This window comes from Shinella sp. 838, from assembly GCF_029623935.1.
Lineage (GTDB): Bacteria > Pseudomonadota > Alphaproteobacteria > Rhizobiales > Rhizobiaceae > Shinella.
This window is the reverse complement of record NZ_JARSBQ010000003.1, coordinates 390,299-416,312: the sequence shown is the minus strand read 5'-3', so window position 1 is coordinate 416,312 and position 26,014 is coordinate 390,299. Positions and strand designations below refer to the sequence as shown.

At 64.3% G+C, this 26,014-nt stretch carries 26 protein-coding genes and 2 tRNA genes; 15 read left to right on the top strand and 13 right to left on the bottom strand.

Annotation, left to right across the window (positions count from 1 at the left end):
• Positions 1-30: 30 nt before the first annotated feature.
• The 7 genes from P9A16_RS13545 to P9A16_RS13515 form a co-directional block, all read right to left on the bottom strand.
• Complete coding sequence (locus P9A16_RS13545; RefSeq protein ID WP_023515558.1) at positions 31-414, bottom strand: RidA family protein; 384 nt, start codon at positions 412-414, stop codon at positions 31-33.
• 13 nt (positions 415-427) lie between these two features.
• Positions 428-2,035, bottom strand: a complete 1,608-nt coding sequence (locus P9A16_RS13540; RefSeq protein WP_023515557.1) for a carboxyl transferase domain-containing protein — start codon at positions 2,033-2,035, stop codon at positions 428-430.
• Positions 2,035-3,183, bottom strand: a complete 1,149-nt coding sequence (locus P9A16_RS13535; RefSeq protein ID WP_278025736.1) for an isovaleryl-CoA dehydrogenase — start codon at positions 3,181-3,183, stop codon at positions 2,035-2,037. The genes P9A16_RS13540 and P9A16_RS13535 overlap by 1 nt, the downstream gene beginning before the upstream one ends.
• Before the next feature lie 96 nt (positions 3,184-3,279).
• Positions 3,280-6,741, bottom strand: a complete 3,462-nt coding sequence (locus P9A16_RS13530) for an indolepyruvate ferredoxin oxidoreductase family protein (protein WP_278025729.1) — start codon at positions 6,739-6,741, stop codon at positions 3,280-3,282.
• 164 nt (positions 6,742-6,905) lie between these two features.
• The gene (locus tag P9A16_RS13525) at positions 6,906-7,358 is read right to left on the bottom strand and encodes an Lrp/AsnC family transcriptional regulator (protein ID WP_024270192.1); all 453 of its coding nucleotides are present in this window, start codon (positions 7,356-7,358) and stop codon (positions 6,906-6,908) included.
• Positions 7,359-7,374: 16 nt separating this feature from the next.
• The gene (locus P9A16_RS13520; protein WP_023514844.1) at positions 7,375-8,532 is read right to left on the bottom strand and encodes a fumarylacetoacetate hydrolase family protein; all 1,158 of its coding nucleotides are present in this window, start codon (positions 8,530-8,532) and stop codon (positions 7,375-7,377) included.
• A 128-nt stretch (positions 8,533-8,660) separates the two neighbouring features.
• Positions 8,661-9,851, bottom strand: coding sequence for an MFS transporter (locus P9A16_RS13515; protein WP_278025728.1), 1,191 nt, complete (start codon positions 9,849-9,851; stop codon positions 8,661-8,663).
• Between the two features lie 79 nt (positions 9,852-9,930).
• Between P9A16_RS13515 and P9A16_RS13510 the strand changes: the two genes are divergently transcribed.
• Positions 9,931-10,959 (top strand): AraC family transcriptional regulator, encoded by a 1,029-nt coding sequence (locus P9A16_RS13510; RefSeq protein ID WP_051758603.1) that lies wholly within the window; start codon positions 9,931-9,933, stop codon positions 10,957-10,959.
• On the opposite strand, the gene P9A16_RS13505 is transcribed toward P9A16_RS13510, so the two are convergent.
• Positions 10,938-11,012, bottom strand: a tRNA-Thr gene (locus P9A16_RS13505). The two genes, P9A16_RS13510 and P9A16_RS13505, sit on opposite strands and share 22 nt — an antisense overlap.
• Positions 11,013-11,161: 149 nt before the next feature.
• Between P9A16_RS13505 and P9A16_RS13500 the strand changes: the two genes are divergently transcribed.
• The 12 genes from P9A16_RS13500 to P9A16_RS35780 all read left to right on the top strand — a co-directional run bounded on the left by P9A16_RS13500 (position 11,162) and on the right by P9A16_RS35780 (position 19,260).
• Positions 11,162-11,362 carry a hypothetical protein gene (locus tag P9A16_RS13500; RefSeq protein ID WP_023514846.1) on the top strand — a complete coding sequence of 67 codons (201 nt, stop codon included), beginning with the start codon at positions 11,162-11,164 and terminating at the stop codon, positions 11,360-11,362.
• Positions 11,363-11,530: 168 nt separating this feature from the next.
• On the top strand, positions 11,531-12,823 hold the full coding sequence (gene murA / locus P9A16_RS13495; protein ID WP_023514847.1) for a UDP-N-acetylglucosamine 1-carboxyvinyltransferase: 1,293 nt from the start codon (positions 11,531-11,533) through the stop codon (positions 12,821-12,823).
• A 160-nt stretch (positions 12,824-12,983) separates the two neighbouring features.
• The gene (locus tag P9A16_RS13490; protein ID WP_023514848.1) at positions 12,984-13,421 is read left to right on the top strand and encodes a DUF2948 family protein; all 438 of its coding nucleotides are present in this window, start codon (positions 12,984-12,986) and stop codon (positions 13,419-13,421) included.
• A gap of 46 nt (positions 13,422-13,467) precedes the next feature.
• Positions 13,468-14,766: a histidinol dehydrogenase gene (hisD, locus tag P9A16_RS13485; RefSeq protein ID WP_023514849.1), complete on the top strand. Its 1,299-nt coding sequence runs from the start codon at positions 13,468-13,470 to the stop codon at positions 14,764-14,766.
• 3 nt (positions 14,767-14,769) lie between these two features.
• Positions 14,770-15,246: a UPF0262 family protein gene (locus tag P9A16_RS13480; protein WP_023514850.1), complete on the top strand. Its 477-nt coding sequence runs from the start codon at positions 14,770-14,772 to the stop codon at positions 15,244-15,246.
• Between the two features lie 4 nt (positions 15,247-15,250).
• Positions 15,251-15,712, top strand: a complete 462-nt coding sequence (locus P9A16_RS13475; protein ID WP_037405840.1) for an arsenate-mycothiol transferase ArsC — start codon at positions 15,251-15,253, stop codon at positions 15,710-15,712.
• A gap of 145 nt (positions 15,713-15,857) precedes the next feature.
• Positions 15,858-16,076: a translation initiation factor IF-1 gene (infA, locus tag P9A16_RS13470; RefSeq protein WP_004435948.1), complete on the top strand. Its 219-nt coding sequence runs from the start codon at positions 15,858-15,860 to the stop codon at positions 16,074-16,076.
• A gap of 81 nt (positions 16,077-16,157) precedes the next feature.
• The gene (locus P9A16_RS13465) at positions 16,158-16,778 is read left to right on the top strand and encodes a Maf-like protein (protein ID WP_023514852.1); all 621 of its coding nucleotides are present in this window, start codon (positions 16,158-16,160) and stop codon (positions 16,776-16,778) included.
• Positions 16,779-16,782: 4 nt separating this feature from the next.
• On the top strand, positions 16,783-16,989 hold the full coding sequence (gene yacG / locus P9A16_RS13460) for a DNA gyrase inhibitor YacG (RefSeq protein WP_037405847.1): 207 nt from the start codon (positions 16,783-16,785) through the stop codon (positions 16,987-16,989).
• Between the two features lie 174 nt (positions 16,990-17,163).
• A tRNA-Phe gene (locus P9A16_RS13455) sits at positions 17,164-17,239 on the top strand.
• A gap of 302 nt (positions 17,240-17,541) precedes the next feature.
• On the top strand, positions 17,542-18,138 hold the full coding sequence (locus tag P9A16_RS13450; protein ID WP_023517598.1) for an alpha-ketoglutarate-dependent dioxygenase AlkB: 597 nt from the start codon (positions 17,542-17,544) through the stop codon (positions 18,136-18,138).
• An 843-nt stretch (positions 18,139-18,981) separates the two neighbouring features.
• Positions 18,982-19,260 carry a transposase gene (locus tag P9A16_RS35780; RefSeq protein ID WP_081870528.1) on the top strand — a complete coding sequence of 93 codons (279 nt, stop codon included), beginning with the start codon at positions 18,982-18,984 and terminating at the stop codon, positions 19,258-19,260.
• On the opposite strand, the gene P9A16_RS13445 is transcribed toward P9A16_RS35780, so the two are convergent.
• Positions 19,257-19,820, bottom strand: a complete 564-nt coding sequence (locus tag P9A16_RS13445; RefSeq protein WP_023515457.1) for a dual specificity protein phosphatase family protein — start codon at positions 19,818-19,820, stop codon at positions 19,257-19,259. The genes P9A16_RS35780 and P9A16_RS13445 overlap by 4 nt on opposite strands.
• Positions 19,821-20,032: 212 nt before the next feature.
• On the opposite strand from P9A16_RS13445, the gene P9A16_RS13440 reads away from it, so the two are divergent.
• Positions 20,033-21,199: a pyridoxal phosphate-dependent aminotransferase gene (locus P9A16_RS13440; protein ID WP_023515458.1), complete on the top strand. Its 1,167-nt coding sequence runs from the start codon at positions 20,033-20,035 to the stop codon at positions 21,197-21,199.
• A gap of 6 nt (positions 21,200-21,205) precedes the next feature.
• On the opposite strand, the gene P9A16_RS13435 is transcribed toward P9A16_RS13440, so the two are convergent.
• On the bottom strand, positions 21,206-21,733 hold the full coding sequence (locus tag P9A16_RS13435) for an AAA family ATPase (RefSeq protein ID WP_023515459.1): 528 nt from the start codon (positions 21,731-21,733) through the stop codon (positions 21,206-21,208).
• A 113-nt stretch (positions 21,734-21,846) separates the two neighbouring features.
• On the opposite strand from P9A16_RS13435, the gene galE reads away from it, so the two are divergent.
• Positions 21,847-22,839 (top strand): UDP-glucose 4-epimerase GalE, encoded by a 993-nt coding sequence (gene galE, locus P9A16_RS13430; RefSeq protein ID WP_023515460.1) that lies wholly within the window; start codon positions 21,847-21,849, stop codon positions 22,837-22,839.
• 3 nt (positions 22,840-22,842) lie between these two features.
• Here the strand turns inward: galE and P9A16_RS13425 are convergent, their stop codons facing one another.
• From P9A16_RS13425 to P9A16_RS13415, 3 genes are all read right to left on the bottom strand, one after another.
• On the bottom strand, positions 22,843-23,142 hold the full coding sequence (locus P9A16_RS13425; RefSeq protein ID WP_023515461.1) for a chorismate mutase family protein: 300 nt from the start codon (positions 23,140-23,142) through the stop codon (positions 22,843-22,845).
• A 366-nt stretch (positions 23,143-23,508) separates the two neighbouring features.
• Positions 23,509-24,513 (bottom strand): cytochrome d ubiquinol oxidase subunit II, encoded by a 1,005-nt coding sequence (cydB, locus tag P9A16_RS13420; protein ID WP_023515463.1) that lies wholly within the window; start codon positions 24,511-24,513, stop codon positions 23,509-23,511.
• The gene (locus P9A16_RS13415) at positions 24,503-25,921 is read right to left on the bottom strand and encodes a cytochrome ubiquinol oxidase subunit I (RefSeq protein ID WP_024270189.1); all 1,419 of its coding nucleotides are present in this window, start codon (positions 25,919-25,921) and stop codon (positions 24,503-24,505) included. The genes cydB and P9A16_RS13415 overlap by 11 nt, the downstream gene beginning before the upstream one ends.
• Positions 25,922-26,014 lie beyond the last annotated feature (93 nt).

Genomic DNA, 26,014 nt, shown 5'->3' with positions numbered 1-26,014 from the left:
TAGGGAGACGCGGGACCGGGGTCCCGCGCGTTATCGTGCGGCAATGGCCTCGACCTCGAGCATCCACTTCTCGTCGAAGATGGCACAGACCACGACGCTCATCGCCGGGGCGATGGCGCCGAGATAGTCGCTGCGGATCTCGCGGTTGGCGGTCGCGTGGTGCCGGTCGGAGAGGAACGTCGTCACCTTGACGAGGTCGGCCTTGGACATGCCCGCCGCCTTCAGCTGCGCGTCGATGTTGCGCCAGACGAGGCGGGCCTGTTCCTCGAAGGTTTCCGGCAACTTGTCGTCGTCCGACACGGGGATCTGGCCGCTGATGAACAGCAGCGTCTTGAAATCCTCGATCTTCACGGCCTGCGAATAGCCGCCGCGCGGGGCGGGTGCGTTCTTGGCATTGATGGTTTCGCGGTTCATGGCATTGCCTCCTCTACATCCTGAAGACGCCGAAACGAGTGGGCTCGACCGGCGCATTGAGCGCCGCCGAGAGCGAGAGCGCCAGCACGTCGCGCGTCTTGCGCGGATCGACGATGCCGTCGTCCCAAAGCCGTGCCGAGGCATAGAGCGGATGGCTCTGCCGGGCGAACATGTCGATGGTCGGCTGCTTGAAGGCGGCCTCCTCCTCGGTGCTCCAGCTGCCGCCCGTGCGCTCGATGCCCTCGCGCCGGACGGTTGCGAGCACTCCCGCCGCCTGCTCGCCGCCCATGACGGCGATGCGGCTGTTCGGCCAGGTCCAGAGGAACCGCGGCGAATAGGCCCGGCCGCACATGCCGTAATTGCCCGCGCCGTAAGAACCGCCGATCAGGACGGTGATCTTCGGCACCTTCGCCGTCGCCACGGCGGTGACAAGCTTGGCGCCATGTTTGGCGATGCCTTCGGCCTCGTATTTGCGGCCGACCATGAAACCGGTGATGTTCTGCAGGAAAAGCAGCGGAATGCCGCGCTGGGCGCAGAGTTCGATGAAATGCGCGCCCTTGAGGGCGGCCTCGGAGAAGAGCACGCCATTGTTGGCGATGATGCCGACCGGAAGACCATGCAGCGCGGCAAAGCCGCAGACGAGCGTGGTGCCGAAGCGTGCCTTGAACTCGTCGAAGCGGGAACCGTCCACCACGCGGGCGATCACCTCACGCACATCGTAGGGCGTGCGCGTGTCGGCCGGCACAATACCGAGCAACTCTTCCGGGTCGTAAAGCGGTGCGTTGCCTTCGCCGGATTTCGCGAGCGGCGGCTTGTGCGTGTTGAGATTGGCGGCGATCTGGCGGGCGATGGCAAGCGCATGGCGGTCGTCACGCGCGAGGTGATCGGCGACGCCGGAAAGACGGGTGTGCACGTCGCCGCCGCCGAGATCCTCGGCCGTCACCACCTCCCCCGTCGCAGCCTTCACCAAGGGCGGGCCGGCAAGGAAGATCGTGCCCTGGTTCTCGACGATGACGGTCTCGTCACTCATGGCCGGCACATAAGCACCGCCGGCCGTGCAGCTGCCCATGACGACGGCGACCTGCGGGATACCGGCGGCCGACATCTGCGCCTGATTGTAGAAGATGCGGCCGAAATGATCGCGATCAGGGAAGACCTCGTCCTGGTTCGGCAGGTTGGCGCCCCCGCTGTCGACGAGATAGATGCAGGGCAGCCGGTTCTCCGCGGCGATCTCCTGCGCGCGAAGATGCTTCTTCACGGTGATGGGATAATAGGTGCCGCCCTTCACCGTGGCATCGTTGCAGACGATCATGCATTCACGGCCGGAGACACGGCCGATGCCCGATATCATTCCGCCGGAGGGCGAGGCGCCGTCATAGAGGCCGTGACCGGCCGTGAGGCCGATTTCGAGGAAGGGAGAGCCGGGGTCGAGCAATTGCGCGACACGGTCCCGCGGCAGGAGCTTGCCGCGGGAAACATGGCGCTCGCGCGCCTTCGCCCCGCCGCCATCCATGGCAAGGCCGGCTGCCTCCTCCACCAGGGCGAGCGCCTCGAGCATGGCCTTGCGGTTCGCCGCAAAGGTTTCGCTGCGGGTGTTCACGGCCGAAGGGATGACCGGCATCACAGCGTCTCCTGGAAAATTTCGCGGCCAATGAGCATGCGGCGGATTTCCGAGGTGCCGGCGCCGATCTCGTAGAGTTTCGCATCGCGCAGCAGGCGGCCCGTCGGATAATCGTTGATGTAACCGTTGCCGCCAAGGGCCTGGATGGCCTCTAGGGCCAGCTTCGTGGCGTTCTCGGCGGAAAGCAGGATGCAGCCGGCGGCGTCCTTGCGCGTCGTCTCGCCCCGGTCGCAGGCGGCGGCGACGGCATAGACATAGGCGCGCGCGGCATTGAAGGCGACATACATGTCCGCCACCTTGCCCTGCATCAGCTGGAATTCGCCGATCGGCCGGTCGAACTGCTTGCGCTCGTGCAGATAGGGGATGACGACGTCGAGGCAGGCGGCCATGATGCCGAGCGGGCCGCCCGAGAGCACCACGCGCTCGTAATCGAGACCGGACATCAGCACGTTGACGCCGCGCCCGACGGTGCCCATCACGTTCTCCTCCGGCACCTCGCAATCGGCAAAGACGAGTTCGCAGGTGTTGGAACCGCGCATGCCGAGCTTGTCGAGCTTCTGCGCCGTCGAGAAGCCCTTGAACCCCTTTTCCACGAGGAAGGCGGTGATACCGCGCGGGCCAGCTTCCGGGTCCGTCTTGGCATAGACGACCAGCACGTCCGCATCCGGCCCGTTGGTGATCCACATCTTGTTGCCGTTCAGCACGTAGCGGTCGCCGCGCTTCTCGGCACGCAGCTTCATCGAGACGACGTCGGAGCCCGCACCCGGCTCCGACATGGCGAGCGCGCCGACATGTTCGCCGGAAATCAGCTTCGGCAGGTATTTTTCCCGCTGCGCGGCGCTGGCATTGCGCACGATCTGGTTGACGCAGAGGTTGGAGTGGGCGCCATAGCTGAGGCCCACCGAGGCCGAGGCGCGGCTGATCTCCTCCATCGCCACACAATGGGCAAGATAGCCCATGCCGGACCCGCCAAAACTTTCCGGCGCGGTGATGCCGAGCAGGCCAAGGTCACCCAGCTCGCGCCAGAGCGGCATGGGAAAGGTGTTGCTGCGGTCGATTTCCGCCGCCTGCGGGGCGATACGGTCGCCCGCAAAGCGCCGCACGCTCTCTCTCAGCGCGTCGATTTCCTCACCAAGCCCGAAGCTCATTGCAGCATCGTACATGTCCGTCCTCCCCGGCCGGATGCCCCGGCATCCGCCTGCTTCCTCAAATCGCGGAACCGAACGACCGGCTCCATCGCGGCCTCAGGCGGCCGCTCTGTCTTGTCCTGCCGTGTCGAAGACCAGGCGCATCTCCGCCTCGCGCGCCCGCACCCGCGTCACCGCCGCCTCCTTCACCGGGCCGTAACCACGAATTTCGCCGTAAAGCGACATGAGCGCAACGGCGGCATCGAGATTCTCGCGGCGAAGATTGTGCAACACGTGCTCGACCAGTGCCACATAGTCGGCGATGAGCTGGCGCTCCATGCGCCGCTCCGCCGTGCGGCCGAACGGGTCGAAGGCGGTGCCGCGCAGGCCCTTCAGGCCGGCGAGCAGGCCAAAGGCCGGCAGCATCCAGCGGCCAAAGCGGCGTTTCCGCGGACGGCCGTTCGCATCCTCGCCTTTCAGGAAGGGCGGCGCGAGGTTGAAGGCGATGCTGTATTTGCCCTCGAACTGCTCCGCCAACCCGGCCTTGAAGGCAGGATCGGTGAAGAGTCGCGCCACCTCGTATTCGTCCTTGTAGGCGAGCAGCTGGGCATAGACATGCGCGACGGCGCGGACAAGACGGTCGTCCGGCCCGAGGGCCCCTTCCGCCTCGCGCACACGCTCGACCAGCGCCTTGTAACGATCGGCAAGAGCGGCGTTCTGGTAGGCCGTCAGGTGTTTCACGCGATGGGCGACCAGTTCGTCCGGCGCCATGGTCTCCAGCGTCGCGACCGACTTGCCGGCATGCAGCAGGCGTTCGGCGCGGGCCAGGTCGGCGGCGATCAACCGGCCCCAGCCGAAGGCGGCGAGCGTGGCGTCGACGGCAACGCCGTTCAGCACGATCGCGTGCTCGATCGACTGGCGCGTCAGCGGGATGAGGCCTTTCTGCCAGGCGAAGCCGGTCATCAGGATGTTCGTCGCCATGGCATTCCCGGCCACCTTCTCGGCGATCGTCGTGAAATCGAGAAGATGGGAGGGATCGCGCAGTGCGGTGCGCACCGTGCCCTCGACATCGCGGCGGCGGAAATCGAAGTCGCGCTGGCGCACGAAATCGGCGACCGGCGTCAGCTTGGTGTTGACGACGCCGGTCGTGCGGTGCTGGTCGCACAGCGTCACGGCATCCTTCGAGGCGGCCACAACGTCGTCGGCAGCAAGGAGGAGATCCGCACCGCCCGTGACGATGCGCGGCGAGGAGACGTCCTCGTCGACCAGGCCGATGCGCAGGTGGCTCATCACGGCGCCGCCCTTCTGGGCAAGTCCGGCCATGTCGAGGATCATCGGCGACTTGCCGTCGAGATGGGCGGCCATGCCGAGGATGGCGCTGATCGTCAGGATGCCGGTACCGCCGATACCGGCGATGGCGATGTTGTAGGAACGGTCGCCGATCGCAACGATGTCGGGCTCGACAACGCCCGACATGTCGGGATTGGCGCGCGCGGCCTTGCGCAGCCGGCCGCCTTCCACCGTCACGAAGGACGGGCAGAAGCCCTTGAGGCAGGAGTAATCCTTGTTGCAGGTCGACTGGTTGATCCTGCGCTTGCGGCCGAACGCTGTGTCGAGCGGTTCGACGGAGACGCAGTTCGACTGCGTGGAACAGTCACCGCAGCCTTCGCAGACGGCGGGATTGATCAGCAGGCGAACCGGCGGGTCTTCCATCAGGCCGCGGGAGCGGCGGCGACGCTTCTCCGCCGCGCAGGTCTGCACATAGACGATGGCGGAGCAGCCGGGCGCCTCGCGGATATCGCGCATCACCCGGTCCATCTCGTCGCGGTGCCGCACGATGACGCCGGGCGCAAGCATCGCCGGCGAATAGGCGTCCGGATGATCGGAAACAAGGTAGATTAGCGCCACACCCTCGTCATGCAGCTGCCGTGTCATCACTTCGGGGCTGAGGGGTCCATCGACGGGCTGGCCACCGGTCATGGCCACCGCATCGTTGTAGAGCAGCTTGTAGGTGATGTTGACGCCGGCGGCGACGGACTGGCGGATCGCCAGGATGCCGGAATGATAATAGGTGCCGTCGCCGAGATTGGCGAAGATATGCTTCTCGTCGCTGAAGGGCGCGATGCCCGACCACGGCACGCCCTCGGCACCCATATGGGTGAAGGTCGTGGTGTCGCGGTCCATCCACTGCACCATGTAGTGGCAACCGATGCCGGCCGTCGCCCGGCTCCCCTCCGGCACCTTCGTCGAGGTGTTGTGCGGACAGCCGGAGCAGAAATAGGGCACGCGCTCGACCGGCGCCATATGCGCCTTGCGGATCTTCTCGCGCTCCAGGAGATAGACCAGTTCATTGGAAATGACCGTCTTCAGGCCGGCGTCGAAGTCGAACTGCAGGAGGCGGGCGGCGATCGCCCGCGCCACCATGCCGACGGACAGTGCCTCCGAAAGCGGCAGGAACGGCTTGTCCTGATGATCGAACTTGCCGACGATGCGCGGCCGCTCGCCGTGGTTCCAGTTGAAGAGCTGCTGCTTGATCTGGTTCTCGATGATCTCGCGGCGCTCCTCGACGACCAGCACCTCCTCGAGGCCCTGCGAGAACTCGCGCACGCCCTCCGGCTCCAGCGGCCAGGGCATGCGGACCTTGTAGATGCGCATGCCGATCTCGGCCATCTCGGCCGGACCGAGCGAAAGCTCCTTCAGCGCCTGGAGCACATCCTCATAGGCCTTGCCCGACGCGATAATACCGAAGCGGGCGCGCGGCACGTCGTGCGTCACCTCGTCCACCCGGTTGGCGCGGGCAAAGGCAATGGCGGCATACCCCTTGTAGGTCTGGAGGCGCTCGTCCTGCGGCAGCGGCGGATCGGGCCAGCGCAGGCTGAGGCCATCCCGCGGCAACTCGAAATTGTCCGGGATGACGAACTGGCGGCGTTCGCCCGCAAGATCGACGGAAGCCGTCGTTTCGACCGTGTCGGCGATGAACTTCATGCCGACCCAACAGCCGGAATAGCGCGACATGGCGGTGCCGAGCAGGCCGTATTCGATGAATTCATGAATCGAAGACGGATAGAGCACCGGGATCAGCGCCGACATGAAGGCATGGTCCGACTGGTGCGGAATGGAGGACGACTTTGCCGAATGGTCGTCGCCGGCAAAACAGAGCACGCCGCCATGTTTCGCGGTGCCGGCGGCATTGGCGTGCTTCAGCACATCGCCACAGCGATCGACGCCCGGCCCCTTGCCATACCAGTAACCGGCGACGCCATCATAGCGCGCGCCCGGGGAAAGGTGGAGCTGCTGCGTGCCCCAGACGGCGGTGGCCGCCAGATCTTCGTTGACGCCCGGCCGGAACACGATGTCGTGCGCCGCTAGGTGCTTCTTCGCTTTTGCAAGCTGCTGGTCGTAGCCGCCGAGCGGCGATCCACGATAACCCGAGATGAATGCGGCGGTGTTCAGCCCCGCAGCACGGTCGCGCCGCATCTGAACGATGGGCAGGCGCACGAGGGCCTGCGTGCCGGAAAGGAAGATCCTTCCCTCCTCCGCCATATACTTGTCCTCGAGAGAAAAGCTATGCTTGAGCATGACTTCCTCCTCGATGGCTCTCCTCCATGAAAGCCATCCTCCATATGTAGGAGCCTACCCATGGATTGGGAGGAGCGGGTCCTTATTTTCGCGGTGGAGAATCACGGTTTGAGGATGGCATCCGCAAAGAATGCCCTCCGGCGCAAAGCCATCCTCATTTCCCGTCAGATCGGAACGCGATGCGTGTTCTTCAGCTCATCGAGCGCGAAGCTGGAATTGACGAAGCCGACGCCGGGCAGCCGCAGAAGCGCCTTCTTCAGGATCTCTTCGTACTGGCGCACGCTGCTCGTCAGGACACGCAGCACATAGTCGTGGTCGCCGGTCATGGAGTAACACTGCACGACCTCGGGCATGTGCTTCACCGCCTTCTCGAATTCCAGCAGCGTCGCCTCGTCGTGCTGCTTCAGCCGCACGAAGCAGAACACCGACACCTCGAATCCGACACGCTTCGGATCGACGGCGACGATGCGGCCGCGGATGATGCCCTGCCGTTCCATCTCCTTGATGCGCCGCCAGCAGGGCGTGTGGCTGAGGCCGACGCGCTCGCCGATCTCGGCGACCGTGAGCTCCGGCTCGCTCTGCAGCAGCCGCAGGATCTTGCGGCTCGTCTCGTCCATGCCGCTTTCGCCCATCTCACAGGAGCCCACGGGTAGAGAGGTTGCGCATCAGCGCCGTGATGCCGAAGGTCCAGGGCGGGCATTCGGTGGAAAGGCGCACCGTGTTGGTGAGGGCGCCGAGCTCGGCATTGGAGATCGTCACCCGGTCGCCGGTCTTGTGGGTAAAACCCTGGCCAGGCGTGTCGCGGTCCTCGACGGGCGCGAAAAGCGTGCCCATGAACAGCAGGAAACCGTCGGGATATTGATGGTGCTTGCCGATCGTCTGGGCGACGAGATCGAGAGGATCGCGGCTGATCTCGCGCATCGTGCTGCGCCCCTTCAGGACAAACCCGTCCTCGCCCTCGATCAGGAGGTCGAGATCGGCCTTGCGCACGTCATCGATCGAATAGGTCGCATCGAAGAGGCGGATGAACGGGCCAATGGCGGCGGAGGCATTGTTGTCCTTCGCCTTGCCGAGCAGCAGCGCCGAGCGCCCTTCGACGTCACGCAGGTTCACGTCGTTGCCGAGCGTCGCACCCTTGACGCGACCCCGGCTGTCGACAGCAAGCACGATTTCCGGCTCCGGATTGTTCCACTTGGAGATCGGGTGCAGCCCGACCGAGGCGCCCCAGCCGACGGCGGCCAGAACCGGCGCCTTGGTGAAGACCTCGGCATCCGGCCCGATCCCGACTTCGAGATATTGCGACCAGACGCCTTCCTCGATCAGCGCCGCCTTGACCTTTGCCGCTGCCTCCGAGCCCGCCTTCAGGTCGCGCAGGCTGTCGCCGATGATGGCGATGACACGGCCGCGCACCTTCTCCGCCAGCGCCGGATTGCCCGCCGCCTTCTCCTCGATCACACGCTCGATCATCGAGCGGGCGAAGGTGACCCCGCAAGCCTTGACCGCCTGGAGGTCGCAGGGTGCGAGCAGATGGGGCCGGGAGAAATTGCCGGCACCCTCGATGGAGTTCTCCAGCACCGCGTCGAGCGCACCGAGGTTCTCACCGGGCGCGGCATGGGCAACAGCGGCCGGATCGTCTTTCTCCAGCAGGGCCTGCATGGTGGGAATCTCGGAAGACGTGATGTCGCGCAGCCTGCCGTCCTGCAGCACCACGATCGCCGGACCCTGCACATCCGGCCGCCAGATGCGCCCGACAAAAGTCCCTTGCGAAAAATCTCCTGCCGTCACCGTCACGCGCCGCTCCTCCTGAAAACCTCGACAGGAGTTCTAGACCGAAAAGCATGACGGGGAACAGGGTAGAGACAGGCGTGCGCAAACGAAAATAAGGGGATGGCGAGCGAGACCGCCGCCATCCCTTCCTGTCAGGCCGGCCGGGTGCGCACAGCCGAGACGATGGTGAGTGCTGCCAGCAACAGAACAGCGCCGCTGGCCACGAAGACGCTCGTCACGCCGCTTGCATCGAACAAGGCTCCGCCTGCGGCGGCGCCGGTGGCGATGGCGAAGTTGATGGCGGCGACGAAGAGGCCGCCTGCGCTCTCGGCCTCATCCGGCACTGCGCGGGTGATCCACGTCGACCAGGCGACCGGCACGGCAACGAAGGCTAGGCCCCAGAGGGCGACCATGGCCGCATCGCCGGCAAGGCTGCCGCCGAAGGTGGAGAGCGAGAGAGCGAGCACCCCCATCACGACGGGCATGATCGTCAACGTGAAGCGCATGGAGCGCTCCAGCAGCACGGCGCCAAGATAGTTGCCGAAGAAGGTGGCAATGCCGAAGCCGAGGAGAACAGCCGAGAAACCCTCGACACCGAGACCGGTCACCGTTTCAAGGAACGGCCTGATATAGGTAAAGAAGGCAAAATGACCGGTGAAGACGAGCAGGATCGCGAACATTGCGAAGCCGACGCCCGGCCGTGCCAAGACCTCGACGAGCGTGCCGAAGCGCGAATGACCGCGCGGCGGAAGCGAAGGCAGCGTCGCAAGCTGCACGACGAGCGCCAACGCGCCGAGTACGGCAGCGCCCAGAAAGACATTCCGCCAGCCGACGATATCACCGACATAGCTGCCGACGGGCGCCGCGAAGACCGTGGCTGCCGAAACGCCGAGGAACATGACCGACAAGGCCTTCGGTACGACGGCCTCCGGCACCAGCCGCATCATGGTGGCCGCCGAAAGCGTCCAGAAACCGCCTAGCGCCATGCCGAGCAGCACCCGCCCAGCCAGCAGCATGGCGAGGTTGGACGCCATCGCCACCAGGAGGTTCGAGAAGATCAGGAGGACAGAAAGGCCAAGCAGCACGAGCCGCCGGTCGATCCTGCGCGTCACCACCGTGATCAGCAGGCTCGTCACCAGCGCGACCGCCGCCGTCGCCGTCACCGCCTGGCCGGCCATGCCCTCGGAAATCCGGAGATCTGCCGCCATCGGCGTCAGCAGGCTTGCGGGGAGGAACTCCGCCCCCACCAGCCCGAACACGCCGAACGTCATTGATATCACGGCCCCCCAGGCCGGCCGCGCGTCCGCGTCGCTTTGCGGCGCTGCGATTGTTGCATCCGTCATCTGACATCCCTTTCCTGTTGCAGTGCGTGCTGCAAAAGGTGGGTTGAAACGCAAGACGCACAATGTCATTTTATCCGCAATGTTTGATCAATCGTCCGGCCTTCAAAAAAACAAGCATGATCCCGTCAGCGAACTCCTGATGGGCATGCGCCTGCGCGGTGCCAGCTACGGCCGGCTCCAGCTCAGCCCACCCTTCGGCATCCGCTTTCCGGCGGGGCCGGAAGCCCGCTTCCATTTCGTCGCCCGCGGCAAGGTCCTGCTGCGCGCGCCGGGCGCGGTCGGGCGCGAACTCGCCTGCGGTGATGCCGTGCTTCTGCCGCGCGGCGAAGTGCACGAGATCGTCACCGGATCGCACGTCCAGATCCGTGACTACGAAAGTTACACGCGAAAGCCGCTCTGCGCCGATGTGGCAGCGGTGGAGGCCTGCATCAAGACCGCCGACCGGGAAAACGATACGCTGATCTTCACCGGCCGCATGGAGTTCGAACTCGACACGTTGCACCCGCTGGTCGGCCTCATGCCGCCGATCATGTCGGTCGGCGCGCTGATCGGTCGGCAGCCCGAACTGATGCCGCTGCTCGATGCCATGGAACGGGAAATGGGGGAGGAGCGTGTGGGCTCGGCCGGCATCCTCGCGCGCCTTGCCGACGTGATCGCCGCGTCCATCGTGCGTGGCTGGGTGGAGTGCGGCTGCGGCGATGCGACGGGCTGGATCGAGGCGCTGCGCGACCCGCGCCTCGGCCGCGTCATCGCGGCCTTGCACCGCGAGCCCGGCAGGAACTGGACGCTTGCCGACATGGCCGGGGAAATGGGCAGCTCCCGCTCGGTCTTCGCAAAACGCTTCGTCGAGGTGACGGGCGTCACGCCGCAACGCTACGTCCTTGCCCTGCGCATGCGCCTTGCCGAGCAATGGTTCCGCCGCGACAAGCTCTCGATCGACACCGCCGCCCGCCGCCTCGGCTTCGGCTCGCAGGCCGCCTTCGCCCGTGCCTTCAAACGCGTCGTCGGCGAACCACCGGGACACACGCGCAAGAAGACGGCGGCGGCGAGCGCTTTGGAAAATGGGACGACGGGAAGGAGAAAGAATGGTGCTGCTAGAGAGATTTGAACTCTCGGCCTCTCCCTTACCAAGGGAGTGCTCTACCCCTGAGCTATAGCAGCATCCGGCGAAACGAAGGTCTGTTCCGCGTGAGCGAGGGCCTATTGCCATAGGTCATCCGGCAGTGCAAGCGGCGATTTCGCGATTGTTGCAACAAATCTGGTGATGGCGGTGCTTTTTTGCCGGGATGGATTTCGATATGAGGACGGAGATGAACGGCAAAGACGAGACAAAAAGCGGGAAGATCAGGACCGAAGCGGAGATTCGCGCGGAGCGGCTGGCCAAGACGTTGCGCGACAATCTCCAGCGGCGAAAACAGCAGGCGCGCGCCCGCCGGGCCGGCGCGGCGGACGAAACGACCGGACTTCCCGGAGGCAATCCTGCCGCAAAAAAAGACGAATCGGACGGTTAGTCGGGCATGTCTTCAGCCGAAGACGACGGGGGTGGTTTTCCAACCGGCGCGCGCAAAAGGGCGGGCAGCCGGCATGGTCTTCATTTTTCGATCGTGATGCTCTAAAGAGGCCGCCATCTCCGAAAGCCGAAATTCTTTGAGAAAGGCGGGCCCGGCCCGTAATCGCACATGGATCGTATCCGAATTGTAGGCGGCAACGAACTTCGGGGCACCATCCCGATTTCCGGCGCCAAGAATGCCGCGCTGCCGCTGATGATCGCCTCGCTTCTCACCGACGACACGCTGACGTTGGAAAACGTGCCGCACCTTGCCGACGTCGAGCAGCTCATCCGCATCCTCGGCAACCACGGCGCCGACATTTCCGTCAATGGCCGCCGCGAGCGCCAGGGCGAAGGCTATTCGCGCACGATCCACTTCACCTCGCGCAACATCGTCGACACCACGGCGCCCTACGAGCTCGTCTCGAAGATGCGCGCCTCCTTCTGGGTCATCGGCCCGCTGCTTGCCCGCGAAGGCAAGGCCCGCGTCTCGCTGCCGGGCGGCTGCGCCATCGGCACGCGCCCGGTCGACCTCTTCATCGAGGCGCTTGCCGCGCTTGGCGCGAAGATCGAGATCGACGGCGGCTACATCGAGGCGACGGCGCCGGACGGCGGTCTTATCGGTGCGCGCTACACCTTCCCGAAGGTCTCCGTCGGTGCGACGCACGTCCTGATGATGGCGGCGACGCTCGCCAAGGGCACGACGGTCATCGGCAATGCCGCCCGCGAGCCGGAAGTGCAGGACCTCGCCAAGTGCCTCAACGCCATGGGCGCCAAGATATCCGGTGCAGGCACCGCGACGATCACCATCGAGGGCGTCACCCAGCTTTCCGGCGCGCGCCACCGCGTGCTGCCCGACCGCATCGAGACCGGCACCTATGCCATGGCGGTCGCCATGACGGGCGGTGACGTGACGCTCGAAGGCACCGATGCTGCGCTGCTCGATACCGCACTCGAAGCGATCCGCCGGTCCGGCGCCGAGATCACCTCGACGGAAAGCGGCATCCGCATCGTGCGCAATGGCGGTGGCATCAAGCCGGTCGACGTGGTCACCGATCCCTTCCCGGGCTTCCCGACAGATCTGCAGGCACAGTTCATGGGCCTGATGACCAAGTCGAGCGGCATTTCGCACATCACCGAGACGATCTTCGAGAACCGCTTCATGCATGTGCAGGAGCTGGCCCGCCTCGGCGCGAAGATCTCGCTCTCCGGCCAGACGGCCAAGATCGAAGGCGTCGAGCGGCTGCGCGGCGCCCCGGTCATGGCAACGGACCTGCGTGCCTCGGTCTCGCTGGTCATCGCCGGCCTTGCCGCCGAAGGCGAGACCATGGTCTCGCGCGTCTACCACCTCGACCGCGGTTTCGAGCGGCTCGAGGAAAAGCTCACCCGTTGCGGCGCCGTCGTCGAACGCGTCAGCGACTGATCTTCCTTGCGCGGCAGGCGTTGCAGTCTGCCGCGCGCCGTCCTATCTCGTGGGAAAGACCGGGATGCTGCAAACCGCGGCGTTCCCAAGCATTTTCCGCAATGCCGCTTGCGAAGGCGCTTTCCCGCCCCTTCGCCGGATTGCCCCTGAAGGACGCACCATGGACAGCCTGAAACTGCTCGCTCTCGATACGGAAGACCTTTCCGTCGTTTCCACCCATCTGCAGGACGCCGTCTTCAAGACCGACGGCCTCTCCTATGACGCCCGCCACGGCATCTTTTCCGTCGCCGTCAACCGCTTCGTCTGGGAAAAGGCGGCCGGCCGCGGCAAGGCCTTCGAGCGCCGCCGTGCCGTCGTCGCCTTCAAGCGTGTCAACGCCGTGCGCTCGCTCGGTATAGACCGCAAGGACCAGGACGCCGTCTTCTCCCTGCTCGCCGTGAATTTCACCCAGAAGGGCGAAGGCCCGGACGGCACGCTGGAACTCGTACTCTCCGGCAGCGCCTCCATCGCGCTCGATGTGGAATGCGTCGAAGTTCAGCTTGCAGATACCGGCGGGGCATGGGAAACCAGCTTGAAGCCCCGCCATCCGGCGGTTTGAAGGATTTTTGCCGGCGCTTTGGCCGGAAGACGACAGGACGGACGACTTGGCGATCAGACTTGACTACCAGAGCAGTGATTTCGAAAGCCGGTTCGCTGCCTTCCTGACCACCAAGCGCGAGGTCTCCGAAGACGTCAATGCCGTCGTGCGCACGATCATCGAGGACGTGCGCGCCCGCGGCGACGCGGCGCTGGCCGACTATTCGAAGAAATTCGACGGCCTCGATTTTTCCGTCACCTCCATGCGCGTCTCGCTGGAGGAGATCGAGACGGCCTATGACGCGGTCGATCCGAAGATCATCGCCGCGCTCGAGCTTGCCGCCCAGCGTATCGAAAAACACCATGCCCGCCAGCGGCCGAAGGACGACATCTACGAGGATGACATCGGCGTCGGCCTCGGCTCGCGCTGGACGGCAATCGACGCCGTCGGCCTCTACGTGCCGGGCGGCACCGCGAGCTATCCGAGTTCCGTGCTGATGAATGCCGTACCGGCCAAGGTCGCCGGCGTGCCGCGCCTCGTCATGGTCGTGCCGGCGAAGGACGGCGAGATCAACCCGGCGGTGCTCGCCGCCGCGCGCATCGCCGGCATCGACGAGATCTATCGCATCGGCGGCGCGCAGGCTGTCGCGGCCCTTGCCTACGGCACGCAGACGATCGCCCCTGTCGCCAAGATCACCGGACCGGGCAACGCCTTCGTCGCCGCCGCCAAGCGCCAGGTCTTCGGCACGGTCGGCATCGACATGATCGCCGGTCCCTCCGAAGTGCTCGTCATTGCCGATGGCGACAACGATCCGGACTGGCTCGCCGCCGACCTTCTCGCCCAGGCCGAACACGATGTCGGCGCGCAATCGATCCTCGTCACCGACAGCGTGGTGCTTGCCGACGCGGTCGAGGCCGCCGTCGAGCGGCAGTTGAAGACGCTGAAGCGTGCCGAGACCGCCGCCGCGAGCTGGCGGGATTTCGGCGCCATCATCCTCGTGCCGGACCTTGCCAGGGCCGTGCCGCTCGCCAACCGCATCGCGGCCGAGCACCTGGAGATCGCCACCGCCGATCCCGACGCGCTAATGTCCAAAATCCGCAATGCCGGCGCCATCTTCGTCGGCCGCCACACGCCCGAGGTCATCGGCGACTATGTCGGCGGCTCGAACCATGTGCTGCCGACAGCCCGGTCCGCGCGCTTCTCCTCCGGCCTCTCGGTGCTCGACTACATGAAGCGGACCTCGATCCTCCGGCTCGGCGCCGACCAGCTGCGGGCCCTCGGCCCTGCCGCCGTCACGCTTGCCGAGGCCGAAGGGCTCGGCGCGCATGCCCGTTCCGTCGCCATCCGGCTCAACCTGGAGACATAGGGCATGGGCCAAAAGGGCAGCTTCCGCCTCTGCGACGTGGTGCTGGACGACACGATCGGCCGCGCCACGCCGGATGTGGAGCACGAGCGTGCCGTTGCCATCTTCGACCTTATCGAGGAGAATTCGTTCGAGCCGATCGGCCATGCGGGCGGCCCCTACCGCCTCAACATCTCGCTGCTCGATTCCAAGCTGGTCTTCGCCATCCGCACCGAAGCGGGCGAGGCCGTGGCCACCCATATCCTCTCGCTGACGCCCTTCCGGCGCATCGTGAAGGACTATTTCCTGATCTGCGAGAGCTACTACCAGGCGATCCGCTCGGCAACGCCCAGCCAGATCGAGGCGATCGACATGGGCCGGCGCGGTATCCACAACGAGGGCTCGCAGACGCTGATGGACCGGCTTTCGGGAAAGATCCGCTTCGACTTCGATACCGCGCGCCGGCTTTTCACGCTCGTCTGCGTTCTCTACTGGCGCGGGTGAGTGGATGGAGGGCGTCTTCCCGGCACCACAGGAAGCCCGGTCGCGAACGCCCCGTTCGATACTCTTCATGTGCCGCATGAATGCGGTGCGCTCGCCGATGGCCGAGACGATCGCCCGCAGCGTGCTGCCTGGCACCTATGTCGCCTCGGCCGGCGTGCGTCCCGGCGAACGCGATCCGTTCGTCGATGCCGTGCTCGGCGAAGTGGGCCTCTCGCTCGGCCGCCATGCGCCGCACTCGCTCGACGAACTTGAGGACGATTATTTCGACCTCATCGTGACGCTCGCCCCGGAAGCGCACCACGCCGCGCTCGAGCTCACCCGCTCCATGGCCGTCGACGTCATGTACTGGCCGACGCCCGATCCGACAGTGGCGACCGGCACCCGCGAGCAGATTCTCAGCTCCTACCGCGAGGTTCGCGAGTTCCTGAAGATGCTGATAGAGAAGCGTTTGAAGGCCCCTGGCTAGGCGCATAGCTGCCCTGTTTCCGGCAAATGCAGAAAGCCGGCGCTTCGGTGTTCACAAAGCACTGGGGATTGTGTAGTTTCCGGCAACTTTTTCGAGGCGGGCATCCGGCCTCCCCGAATCCACCCTACAGGAATATCGCTCAAAGATGGCAAAAGAAGAAGTCCTCGAATTTCCCGGCGTCGTGACGGAACTGCTCCCGAACGCCACCTTCCGCGTCAAGCTCGAAAACGAGCATGAGATCATCGCGCACACCGCAGGCCGCATGCGCAAGAACCGCATCCGCGTTCTCGCCGGCGACAAGGTACTGGTCGAGATGACGCCCTATGACCTCACCAAGGGCCGCATCACCTATCGTTTCAAGTAAGCTCCTCCCAACGGGATGTGCGGCCGCGCCTCTGCCCGGCCTGCAGCCCGAGAGCTGAAACCGGCGCACCCCGGAGATCCCATGGCGCAGACCGACACGCTCATCCTGGCATCCGGCTCGCCGCGCCGCGTCGAACTTCTCGCGCAGGCGGGCATTGAACCCGCACGCCTGATGCCCATGGACATCGACGAGACGCCGAAGCGCTCCGAGCATCCCCGCTCGCTGGCGCGCCGGCTCTCCACGGGCAAGGCACAGGCGGCGCTCGCTGCCATCAAGGGTGATCCCGCCTTTGTCGGCAGCTATATCCTGGCGGCCGATACGGTCGTCTCCGTCGGCCGGCGCATCCTGCCGAAGACGGAGATGATCGACGAGGCCTCCAGCGCCCTGCACCTGCTCTCCGGCCGCAGCCACCGTGTCTTCACCGGCGTGTGCCTCGTCACACCGGACCGGACCGTGCGCCAGAAGGTCATCGACACGAAGGTCCGCTTCAAGCGGCTCTCGACCACCGACATCGAGGCCTATCTCGCCTCCGGCCAATGGCGCGGCAAGGCAGGCGGCTACGCCATCCAAGGCATTGCCGGCAGCTTCGTCGTCAAGCTGGCTGGCTCCTACACCAACGTGGTCGGCCTGCCGCTGTACGAAACCCTCGCCCTGCTATCCGGCGAAGGCTTCGACGTGCATGCCGGCTGGACGGACGCCTGACGTGGTGAACGAGAGCGAAAAACCGACGGCCACCGTCGCCCCCTTGCGCAAGGCCGTACCCTGCCCGATCTGCAAGCGCCCTTCGGCGCGCGAGCACTATCCCTTCTGCTCGAACCGCTGCCGCGACGTCGATCTCAACCGCTGGCTCTCCGGCTCCTACGCCATTCCCGTCGCCGACGACGAAACGAAAGCCGACGAGGACGATATGTGACGCTCCTGTCACACGCTGAAAACACAATCTTTTCCACAGCTTGCAAAGCCAGCCATTTTTCCCGCAAAAAACACCCGAGAGGGCTGGACACATTTTTGCAAGATGCTATAACCCCGCTCGCTTCCGGGGCGAAACCAAGCGCCCCACGGATTTCCAAGTGAAATCCAACCAGATGCCCGGATAGCTCAGTTGGTAGAGCAGCGGATTGAAAATCCGCGTGTCGGTGGTTCAAATCCGCCTCCGGGCACCATTAAGCCCTTAAAATCATTGAATTTTAGAAAAGCTCTTTGAGCCTGCATGTGCTGGAAATACGCTAGCACACGTCTAGCACACCCCGCAAAATTGCTCTTTCCCTTCAAGGCCCGGCATGCCTGCCACGGTCATGCGTTCGCACAGTTTTAGCGCAGGCGTGCTAGCAGCGTATCCGTTCCACTTTTCGGACTGTGCCGGTTACTCGCATGTAAAGACGAAGGACGACGGCGTTGGAGCCGTCGACGAGAGCGACGAATTTGTGACCTACGTGTTTCGGTTAAAGGAGAGGATTGGCCGCAAATGGATCACGCCTTAGATGCGGCGACCCTGCCTCCGGGTGCCACATACATTCCCGAATTCCTTTCCCGAGAGGAGGAGGAGGCAATCAAAGATCAGCTCGACGCCGGAGAATGGAGCAATACGCTTAAGCGCCGCGTGCGGCATTTTGGCTATCTCTATGACTATAGAGCGCGTGCCGTTTCGGCAGACGCTTATCTAGGTAAGCTACCTCCATGGCTTGAAACGTTTGCAGAACGATTGGTCACGCGGGGCTATTTCGTTGATTTGCCAGATCAAGTGATCGCGAATGAGTATTTGCCGGGTCAAGGCATAAGCGCCCACGTCGATTGTGTGCCGTGTTTCGATGACACGATCATTTCGATAAGCCTTTTGTCCCAATGCGAGATGATTTTTCGGGAACGATCCAGTTCCAAATCACTTGCAGTTTTGCTCCATCCACGCTCAGGCATATTGCTGAAGGGAGCCGGCCGATATGACTGGACGCATGAAATTCCAGCCCGAAAGTCAGATGTCGTGGACGATACGAAAGTGAATCGCGGCAGAAGGATATCTCTGACGTTTCGAAAGGTTATTCAGGCTACTGGAAAACCTCTTTGAAGCAGCCCTCAGCTCCTTGCGGGTCGAGGGATGCTGTCAGTTTAGCCAACCAGCCGCTTAGCCACACGGGGAAGCATTTTGCTGGGGGCCGTAAAATGCTTAGTGAGAATTCGCGTTGCTCATCCCCGCGAATTTCGAGGCGTCCCCTGAGCGCCTTTACGCCTCGATTGATAGCTCCAAAATTCGGATACTTGCTGCGGTAGCCGCGGGTTTGAAAGCATCTTTTCGTTCCGGCTTCCCCGTCGAAGTCGCGCATGGCCTAACCTATATCATAACAACGGCTTCGACTTTCATCGAGCGAGATAATGCCGGTGATCTTGTAAGGCTTTTTCTTTCGACAATAACCGTAATAGCGGGCAGCTGACTGGATTTTCCGCCAGTCCACCCCGGGGAAGACCTCGCAGATTTCCTCTTTTCTAGCCTCCGGATAGAGTTTCCGTAGTTGCTGTCTCGCTGACCAGTGCCAGGGAGGCACCAAACCTAATTTTTGGCAACGTGTTTGGAATGCCTTTTTTGATCGCGTACCCGACCTGCGTGAATCGCTTCAATCACTGGTGGCGAGCGGGTCATTGGACACACATTCTACAAGCTGTCTCAAAGGCTTACGACGGCGACATCCAGGTGGTCGGCAGTTCTTCGATCCGGGCTCACCGGCATGGGCGAACGGCTCGAAAAGGGAGCGATCCCATTGCATGGGTCATTCACCCGGTGGGCTGACCACCAAGATGCATGTGCTCTTCAATGCCCTCGGTCGGTCCGATCCGGGTGAAACTGACCGAAGGCCAGGCGCATGACGGGCGCTCGGCGGCTGACATGTAGGGGTCGAGCGGTGCGGGCCAGACGCTGCTCGCTAATCGCGCCTACGACAGCGACGCATTACGTGATACTCTCACTGCCTGCGGTGCGGTGGCAAACATCCGCCCCATGCCGACGCAAAGGCGTTTTCCGGCCTTTGACGCTGTGCTCTATAGCAGACGCAACCGCGTCGAACGCTTCTTCAGCAAGATCAAACACTTCCGAGCCGTTGCAACCCGACACGACAAACGCAACGACACCTTCCTGGCATCCATCCAACTCGACGCACTACGAATATGGCTGCGGACTTATGAGCCAGTGGCCTAGCCGGCCGAGCGCGCTGCTTCTTCCATTTCCTCCCAGCTTTCGTCCATCGCGTAGGTCGGCGAGAGGAAGGGGATGCCGATGTGGCCGTAGCGGATGGACAGTTGGCGTTCGGCGGTTTCCTCGTCGATCCGGGCGATGCGGGCGAGGTAGATGACGGAGGCGAGGCCCGTGCGGTCGGAGCCCGAACGGCAATGGATGAGGATCGGGCGGGGCGCGTCCTTTAGGAGCGTGGCGAGTTCGTCCGCCGCCTTGGGGTCGAGACGCCGGTCGGCCTGCATGGGGAAATCAATGAGGGTGAGGCCGAGACGCTTGGCTGCGGCGACCTCGTCCCTGTACCAGGCCGCCCGCTCGTTCCGCCCCCTCAAGTTGACGATGGTTCGGATCTTGTAGCGCGCGGCATAGGCTGCGATCTCGGCCGGCGTGGGCTGGTTCGAGCGGTAGACCTCTCCGGGCACCACGGTGGCGAAATTGCCGGTGAGCTGGATCGCCACGAGATAGATGCCGAGCACGACGCCCGCCGCGCCATAGGTAAGCGCAACCCACTTCAAGAACCGCTTCATGCCTGCCTTCCCTGCCAATCGTGGCAGCAGGATCGGCCGTGCGCCTGACAGGAGCCTGAACGTCAGCCAGCGGCACAAAATCCGCACTCTTCCATCACCGATTTCGATGGGTATGTCAGCGAAACTGGCGTGAATGACGGGCAGAAACCGGCTAGGTCTTGGGCCGCGTCGTCATCGTGAAACGTGTTCCAATCCTGCCGGAGTGATCTTCCATGTCCCTCATCGAAAGCCTCAGCCCGCGCTCGCTCCGCGCCCCGGAAAGCGGGATCGTCGAAGTGGTCAACTATGCGCGCGGGCGTGACGGGCTGATCCCGCTCTGGGTTGGCGAAGGGGACCTGCCGACGCCGGACTTCATTGCCCGGCCCGCGGCCGAGGCGCTGCTGCGCGGCGAGACCTTCTACACCTGGCAGCGCGGAATTCCGGAGCTGCGCGCCGCCCTTTCGCGCTACTATGCCCGGCGCTTCGGTGCGGCGTTGCCGGCCGAGCATTTCTATGTCGTCGGCTCGGGCATGCAGGCGATCAAGCTGGCGATCGAGGCGCTCGTCTCGCCGGGCGACGACATGGTCTACCTGACACCAGCCTGGCCGAATTTCGCCGCGGCAGCCGAGCTTTCGGGCGCCAATCCCATCGCCGTTCCGCTCGCCTTTGCCGGCGGGCGCTGGCAGATCGACCTTGAACGCGTGGAGGCGGCGATCACCTCGAAGACCCGCGTTCTGTTCGTCAACACACCCTCCAATCCGACCGGCTGGACGGCGACGCGCGATGACCTTGCCAGCCTGCTGGCTATCGCACGGCGCCATGGCCTCTGGATCATGGCCGACGAGATTTATGCGCTGTACCACTATGCCGGCGGCCGGGCGCCCTCCCTCCTCGACGTGATGGAGGACGGCGACAAGGTCGTCTTCGTCAATTCCTTCTCCAAGAACTGGTCGATGACCGGCTGGCGCGTCGGCTGGATCGTCGCCCCGCCCGAAATCGGCCAGGTGCTGGAAAACCTCATCCAGTATTCCACCTCGGGCGTGCCGCAGTTCCTGCAGCAGGGCGCCATCGTGGCGCTCGACGAGGGCGATGCCTTCGTGCAGGCGAATATCGACAAGGCCACGAAGAACCGCGACGTCTTCTGTGACGCGCTGATCGCCACCAACCGCGTCGAGACCCTGAAGCCGGACGGGGCGCTCTATGCCTTCCTGAAGATCGATGGCGTGACGGATTCGCGCCATGCCGCGCTCGACATCGTCGACCGCACCAATGTCGGGCTTGCACCGGGCACGGCTTTCGGGCCGGGCGGCGAACTCTTCATGCGCGCCTGTTTCCTGCGCGATCCCGGGCAGGTCGCGGAGGCGGCCGACCGGCTTGCCCGCTACATCGCCGCGCGCTGACGGAGATCAAAGACGGCCGAGCACGAAATCAGCGCGCTCGGCCACCGGCATTTTCGGTACGACCGCGACCTCGTAGCCGAGCGCGGGATAGGCCTTTTCCAACCGCGCGTATTCGGCAAGCGCGGCCGCAAGATCATGGCGGCGCTCCGGATCGGCGGCGTAGATTTCCGGCCAGGGCGGCGTGAGGAAGACCTGCCTGTTGTAGCGATGCGCCGCGGCCAGCGCAGGCAGAACCGGCTCCCCACCCTCCGCATCGAGAGCGACGGCCGCATCGATCAAGCCACGATCGAAGAAGACGAAGCCGGGATGGTGCTGCATTGCCGCCCGATCGGCGAGCGCCATCGCAATGGCCCGCCTGGCAAAGGCGGCGAGATCCAGCCAGGGCAAGGCAGTACCGCCACCCGCCAGCTCCGCCTGCACGATACGGCGGCCGGGCTCCTCGACAACGGTGTGGCCGCGCCGGCGAAGCTCTTCCAGAAGCGTGGACTTCCCTCCGCCGGAACAGCCGGAAAGTACGATGAAGCGATCGGACATGATGGTCTTCCTTGTGTTGGGCAGGAGCGCCCCGCAAATGCGCCGCAATTGCGGTTGCGTCTTGCCGGCCGGCAGGGTGATATGCCGGCAATTCAGTCGATTCGGGGAATGACATGGCGGTTCTGGTTACGGGCGGTGCGGGTTACATCGGCAGCCACATGGTCTGGGCGCTCATCGATGCCGGCGAGGAGGTCGTTGTGCTCGACCGGCTCTCGACCGGCTTCCGCTGGGCCGTGGCGCCCGAGGCGCGCTTCTACGAGGGCGACCTCGCCGATGCCGCGCTGCTGGCGCAGATCTTCTCCGAAAACAGCATCGACGCGATCATCCATTTTGCCGGGTCGATCATCGTGCCGGAATCGGTTGCCGATCCCCTCTCCTACTACGACAACAACACGGCCAAGTCACGGGCGCTGATCGCCGCGGCCGTCACGGCGAAGATCCCGCATTTCGTCTTCTCCTCCACCGCCGCCGTCTACGGCACGCCCGACGGCACGGAACCGGTGCTGGAAAGCGCGGCGCTGCGACCGGAATCGCCCTATGGTTCGTCCAAGCTGATGACCGAGATCATGCTGCGCGACACGGCCGCCGCGCACGACTTCACCTATACGGCGCTGCGCTACTTCAACGTCGCCGGCGCAGATCCGCGTGGACGCACCGGCCAGTCGACGGCAGGAGCCACGCATCTCATCAAGGTGGCGAGCGAGGCGGCCCTCGGCAAGCGCGCCGGCATGGATGTCTTCGGCACCGACTATCCGACGCCTGACGGCACCTGCGTGCGCGACTATATCCACGTCAGCGACCTCGCCAATGCGCATCTGAAGGCACTTCAGCGCATGCGGGCAGGCGGTGGTTCGATCGTCGCCAATTGCGGTTATGGCCGCGGCTTCTCCGTGCTGGAAGTGCTGGAACAGGTGAAAACCGTTTCCGGCAGGGACTTTCCGGTGCGCTTCGCCCCCCGCCGGCCGGGCGATGCGGTGCTGATCGTCGCCAACCCCTCCGTTGCGATGCGGGAATTGGGCTGGACGCCGGAGCATGACAATCTCGGCTTCATCGTGCGCACAGCGCTCGACTGGGAAGAGCACCTCGGCAAGCGCAACCAGATCTGACGGCTATTTTTCGCCGAGCAGCGCCTTTTCGTGGGCGATGGCGCGGTCGATAAGCCGCGCCCAGATCTCTTCGTAAAAGGCACCGTCGAGGCCAAGGGCCTCGGCATTGCGGTGCGCGTTGTCGCGCACTTCCCGGACACGCTCCGGCACGTCCGCGGGGATGTCGAGCCCGGCCTTGATCTCGGCCGCCCGGCCGATGAAGCTCCAGCGCTCGGCAAAGAGCGCCATGAGCGCCCGGTCGACCCGATCGATGTTTTCCCGGATGTCCGCCATCGTCGTGCAGTCTGCGGCCGTCTTCGCCATTGCGGTCTCCCTTGTCGGGACCCCGATAGCAGAGGAATGTTTGGGGGGGAAGCCGGCAGCGTCTCCTGAGACGCAAGGCCACATGCAGGCCCGGGGGTTAAGCGGAAGGAGGGTGCGGTCCTGTCTTCCACTTGCGGGCCTGCATGCTGGCCGAGGCGGAACCTAGGCAAGCAAGCTGGCGTGAGGCTGGACGCTTTTACGTAACGTGAGCCGTTGTTTTTCCTCGGCCATGCGGGGCGTTTTCGAGAGCCGGCTACGTGCCGATGGCAAGCTTGATGGCAAAGCCAAGGATCGTCACCGCCAGCACGCCGCCCGCCCAGAGGCCGACGAACCAGAGCAGTTTACGGCCGGTCGAGCCCTCCGTCATCAGTGGTAACCCTCCTCGGGATCGACCTTGCCGCGGAAGACCCAATAGGCATAGGCGGTGTAGCCAAGGATCATGGGAATGAGCACCAACGCGCCGACCAGCAGGAAGGCAAGGCTCTCCTCCGGTGCGGCGGCCTGCCAGATCGTCAGTGAGGTCGGCACGATGTAGGGATAAAAGCTGATGCCGATACCGGCGAAGCCGAGAACAAAAAGGCCGAGCGCGGCAATGAAGGGCCGCGAATCGTGCTCCGTCCTGAGGCCCTGGACCAGCAAAGCAAAGCAACCGAGCACGAGCAGCGGCACCAGCAGGCTGAAGAGAAGCGTCGGCCAGTGGAACCAGCGGTCGAAATAGAGCGGCTCCAGGAAAGGCGTCCACAGGCTGAAGACCCCCATGGCCAAGAGCGTGCCGATACCGGCCTTCAGGGCGTAGCCGCGGGCACGCTCGGCAAGCGGACCACGCGTCTTCATCACCAGCCAGGTGGCGCCGAGCAACGCGTAGCCGACGAGGAGCGCAAACCCCGTGGCAACGGAGAAAGGCGTCAGCCAGTTCCACCAGCCGCCGACATAGGCACGGTTTTCCACCGGAATGCCCTGTACCAGGGCGCCGAGCGCCACCCCTTGCGTGAAGGCGGCAACCATGGAGCCGCCGGAAAAGGCGATATCCCAGAGGAATTCGCCGCGCCGGGTGCGCCAGCGATATTCGAAAGCGACGCCGCGGAAGATGAGGCCGAGCACCATGAGGAGCAGCGGCATGTAGAGCGCCGGCAGGATGGTGGCATAGGCAAGCGGGAAGACGGCCATCAGTCCGCCACCGCCCAGCACCAGCCAGGTCTCGTTGCCGTCCCAAACGGGCGCGACGGAATTCATCATCACGTCGCGATCGTGTTTCTCCTTGAAGAAGGGAAAGAGGATGCCGACGCCGAGATCGAAGCCGTCGAGGATGACATAGGCGAGCACCGCGAAGGCGATGATGGCTGCCCAGATGAAGGGAAGATCAATGGCCATGGTGATGGCTCCCGGACTTGGTGGCGACGGCGGCGGCGGGCGTGATGCCGGCCGAACGGAGAGGACCTTCCGCAAGATCCGGCATGGGGTCGCGCGGCAGGCGGCCCATCAGGCGCAGGATGTAGAAGGTGCCGGCGCCGAAGACGAGGAAATAGACCACAATGAACGCGATCAACGAAGTGGCGACGGCCGGCGCATCGATGGGCGCGACGGAATTGGCGGTGAGGAGATGGCCGTAGACGGTATAGGGCTGGCGGCCGACCTCCGTCGTTACCCAGCCGGCCAGAACGGCGAGGAAGCCGGCGGGGCCCATCAGGACGGCGGCGCGGTGCAGCCAGCGGTTCTCGCCGAGCGTCCCGCGCCACCGACACCACAACGACCACAGCCCTATACCCAGCATGGCAAAGCCGATGGCGACCATGATGCGGAAGGACCAGAAGACGATAGCGACCGGCGGCTGCAGCTCCTTCGGTATCGTATCGAGCCCGGCAAGCGGTGCATTGAGGTCATGCTTCAGGATGAGGCTCGACAGTTTCGGGATCTCGATGGCGTAATCGACGCGCTGTTCGGCCGAATTCGGAATGCCGAACAGAATGAGCGGCGCACCGTCGGGATGGCTCTGGTAGTGCCCCTCCATCGCCATGACCTTGGCCGGCTGATGCTCCAGCGTGTTGAGGCCATGCATGTCGCCCGCGAAGATCTGGATCGGTGCGACGATGGCCGCCATCCACATCGCCATGGAGAACATCTTCCTCGCACGCTTCGGCGCATCGCCGCGCAGGAGATGGTACGCGCCGACACCACCGACCACGAAGGCCGTGGTGAGATAGGCAGCCAGCACCATGTGCACGAGGCGATAGGGGAAGGACGGGTTGAAGATTACCGCCCACCAGTCGACCGGCACGAACTGGCCGGCGTCGTTGATGGAAAAGCCAGCCGGCGTCTGCATCCAGGAATTGGCGGCGAGGATCCAGGTGGCCGAGATCAGTGTGCCAACGGCAACCATGAGCGTGGCGAAGAAGTGCAGTTTCGGGCCGACGCGGTTGAGGCCGAACAGCATGACGCCGAGGAAGCCAGCCTCCAGGAAGAAGGCGGTCAGCACCTCATAGCCCATCAGCGGGCCGATGACCGGCCCCGCCTTGTCGGAAAAGACGCTCCAGTTCGTGCCGAACTGGTAGGACATGACGATGCCGGAGACGACGCCCATGCCGAAGGCGAGCGCGAAGATCGTCTTCCAGAAATTGAAGAGCGTGAAATAGACCTCGTCCTTCGTCCAGAGCCACAGCCCTTCCAGCACGGCGAGATAGCTCGCCAGACCGATCGAGAAGGCGGGGAAGATGATGTGGAACGACACCGTAAAGGCAAACTGGAATCGGGCGAGCAGTGTTGCGTCCAACGATTCGAACATTGGCCACGTCCTTTCGTAAGGCTGGCGCGGGCCTCGACAGGCCGCGGTCGCAGAAAAGAATGTGGTCCAAAACAGGCAAAGGTCAATTCTGCC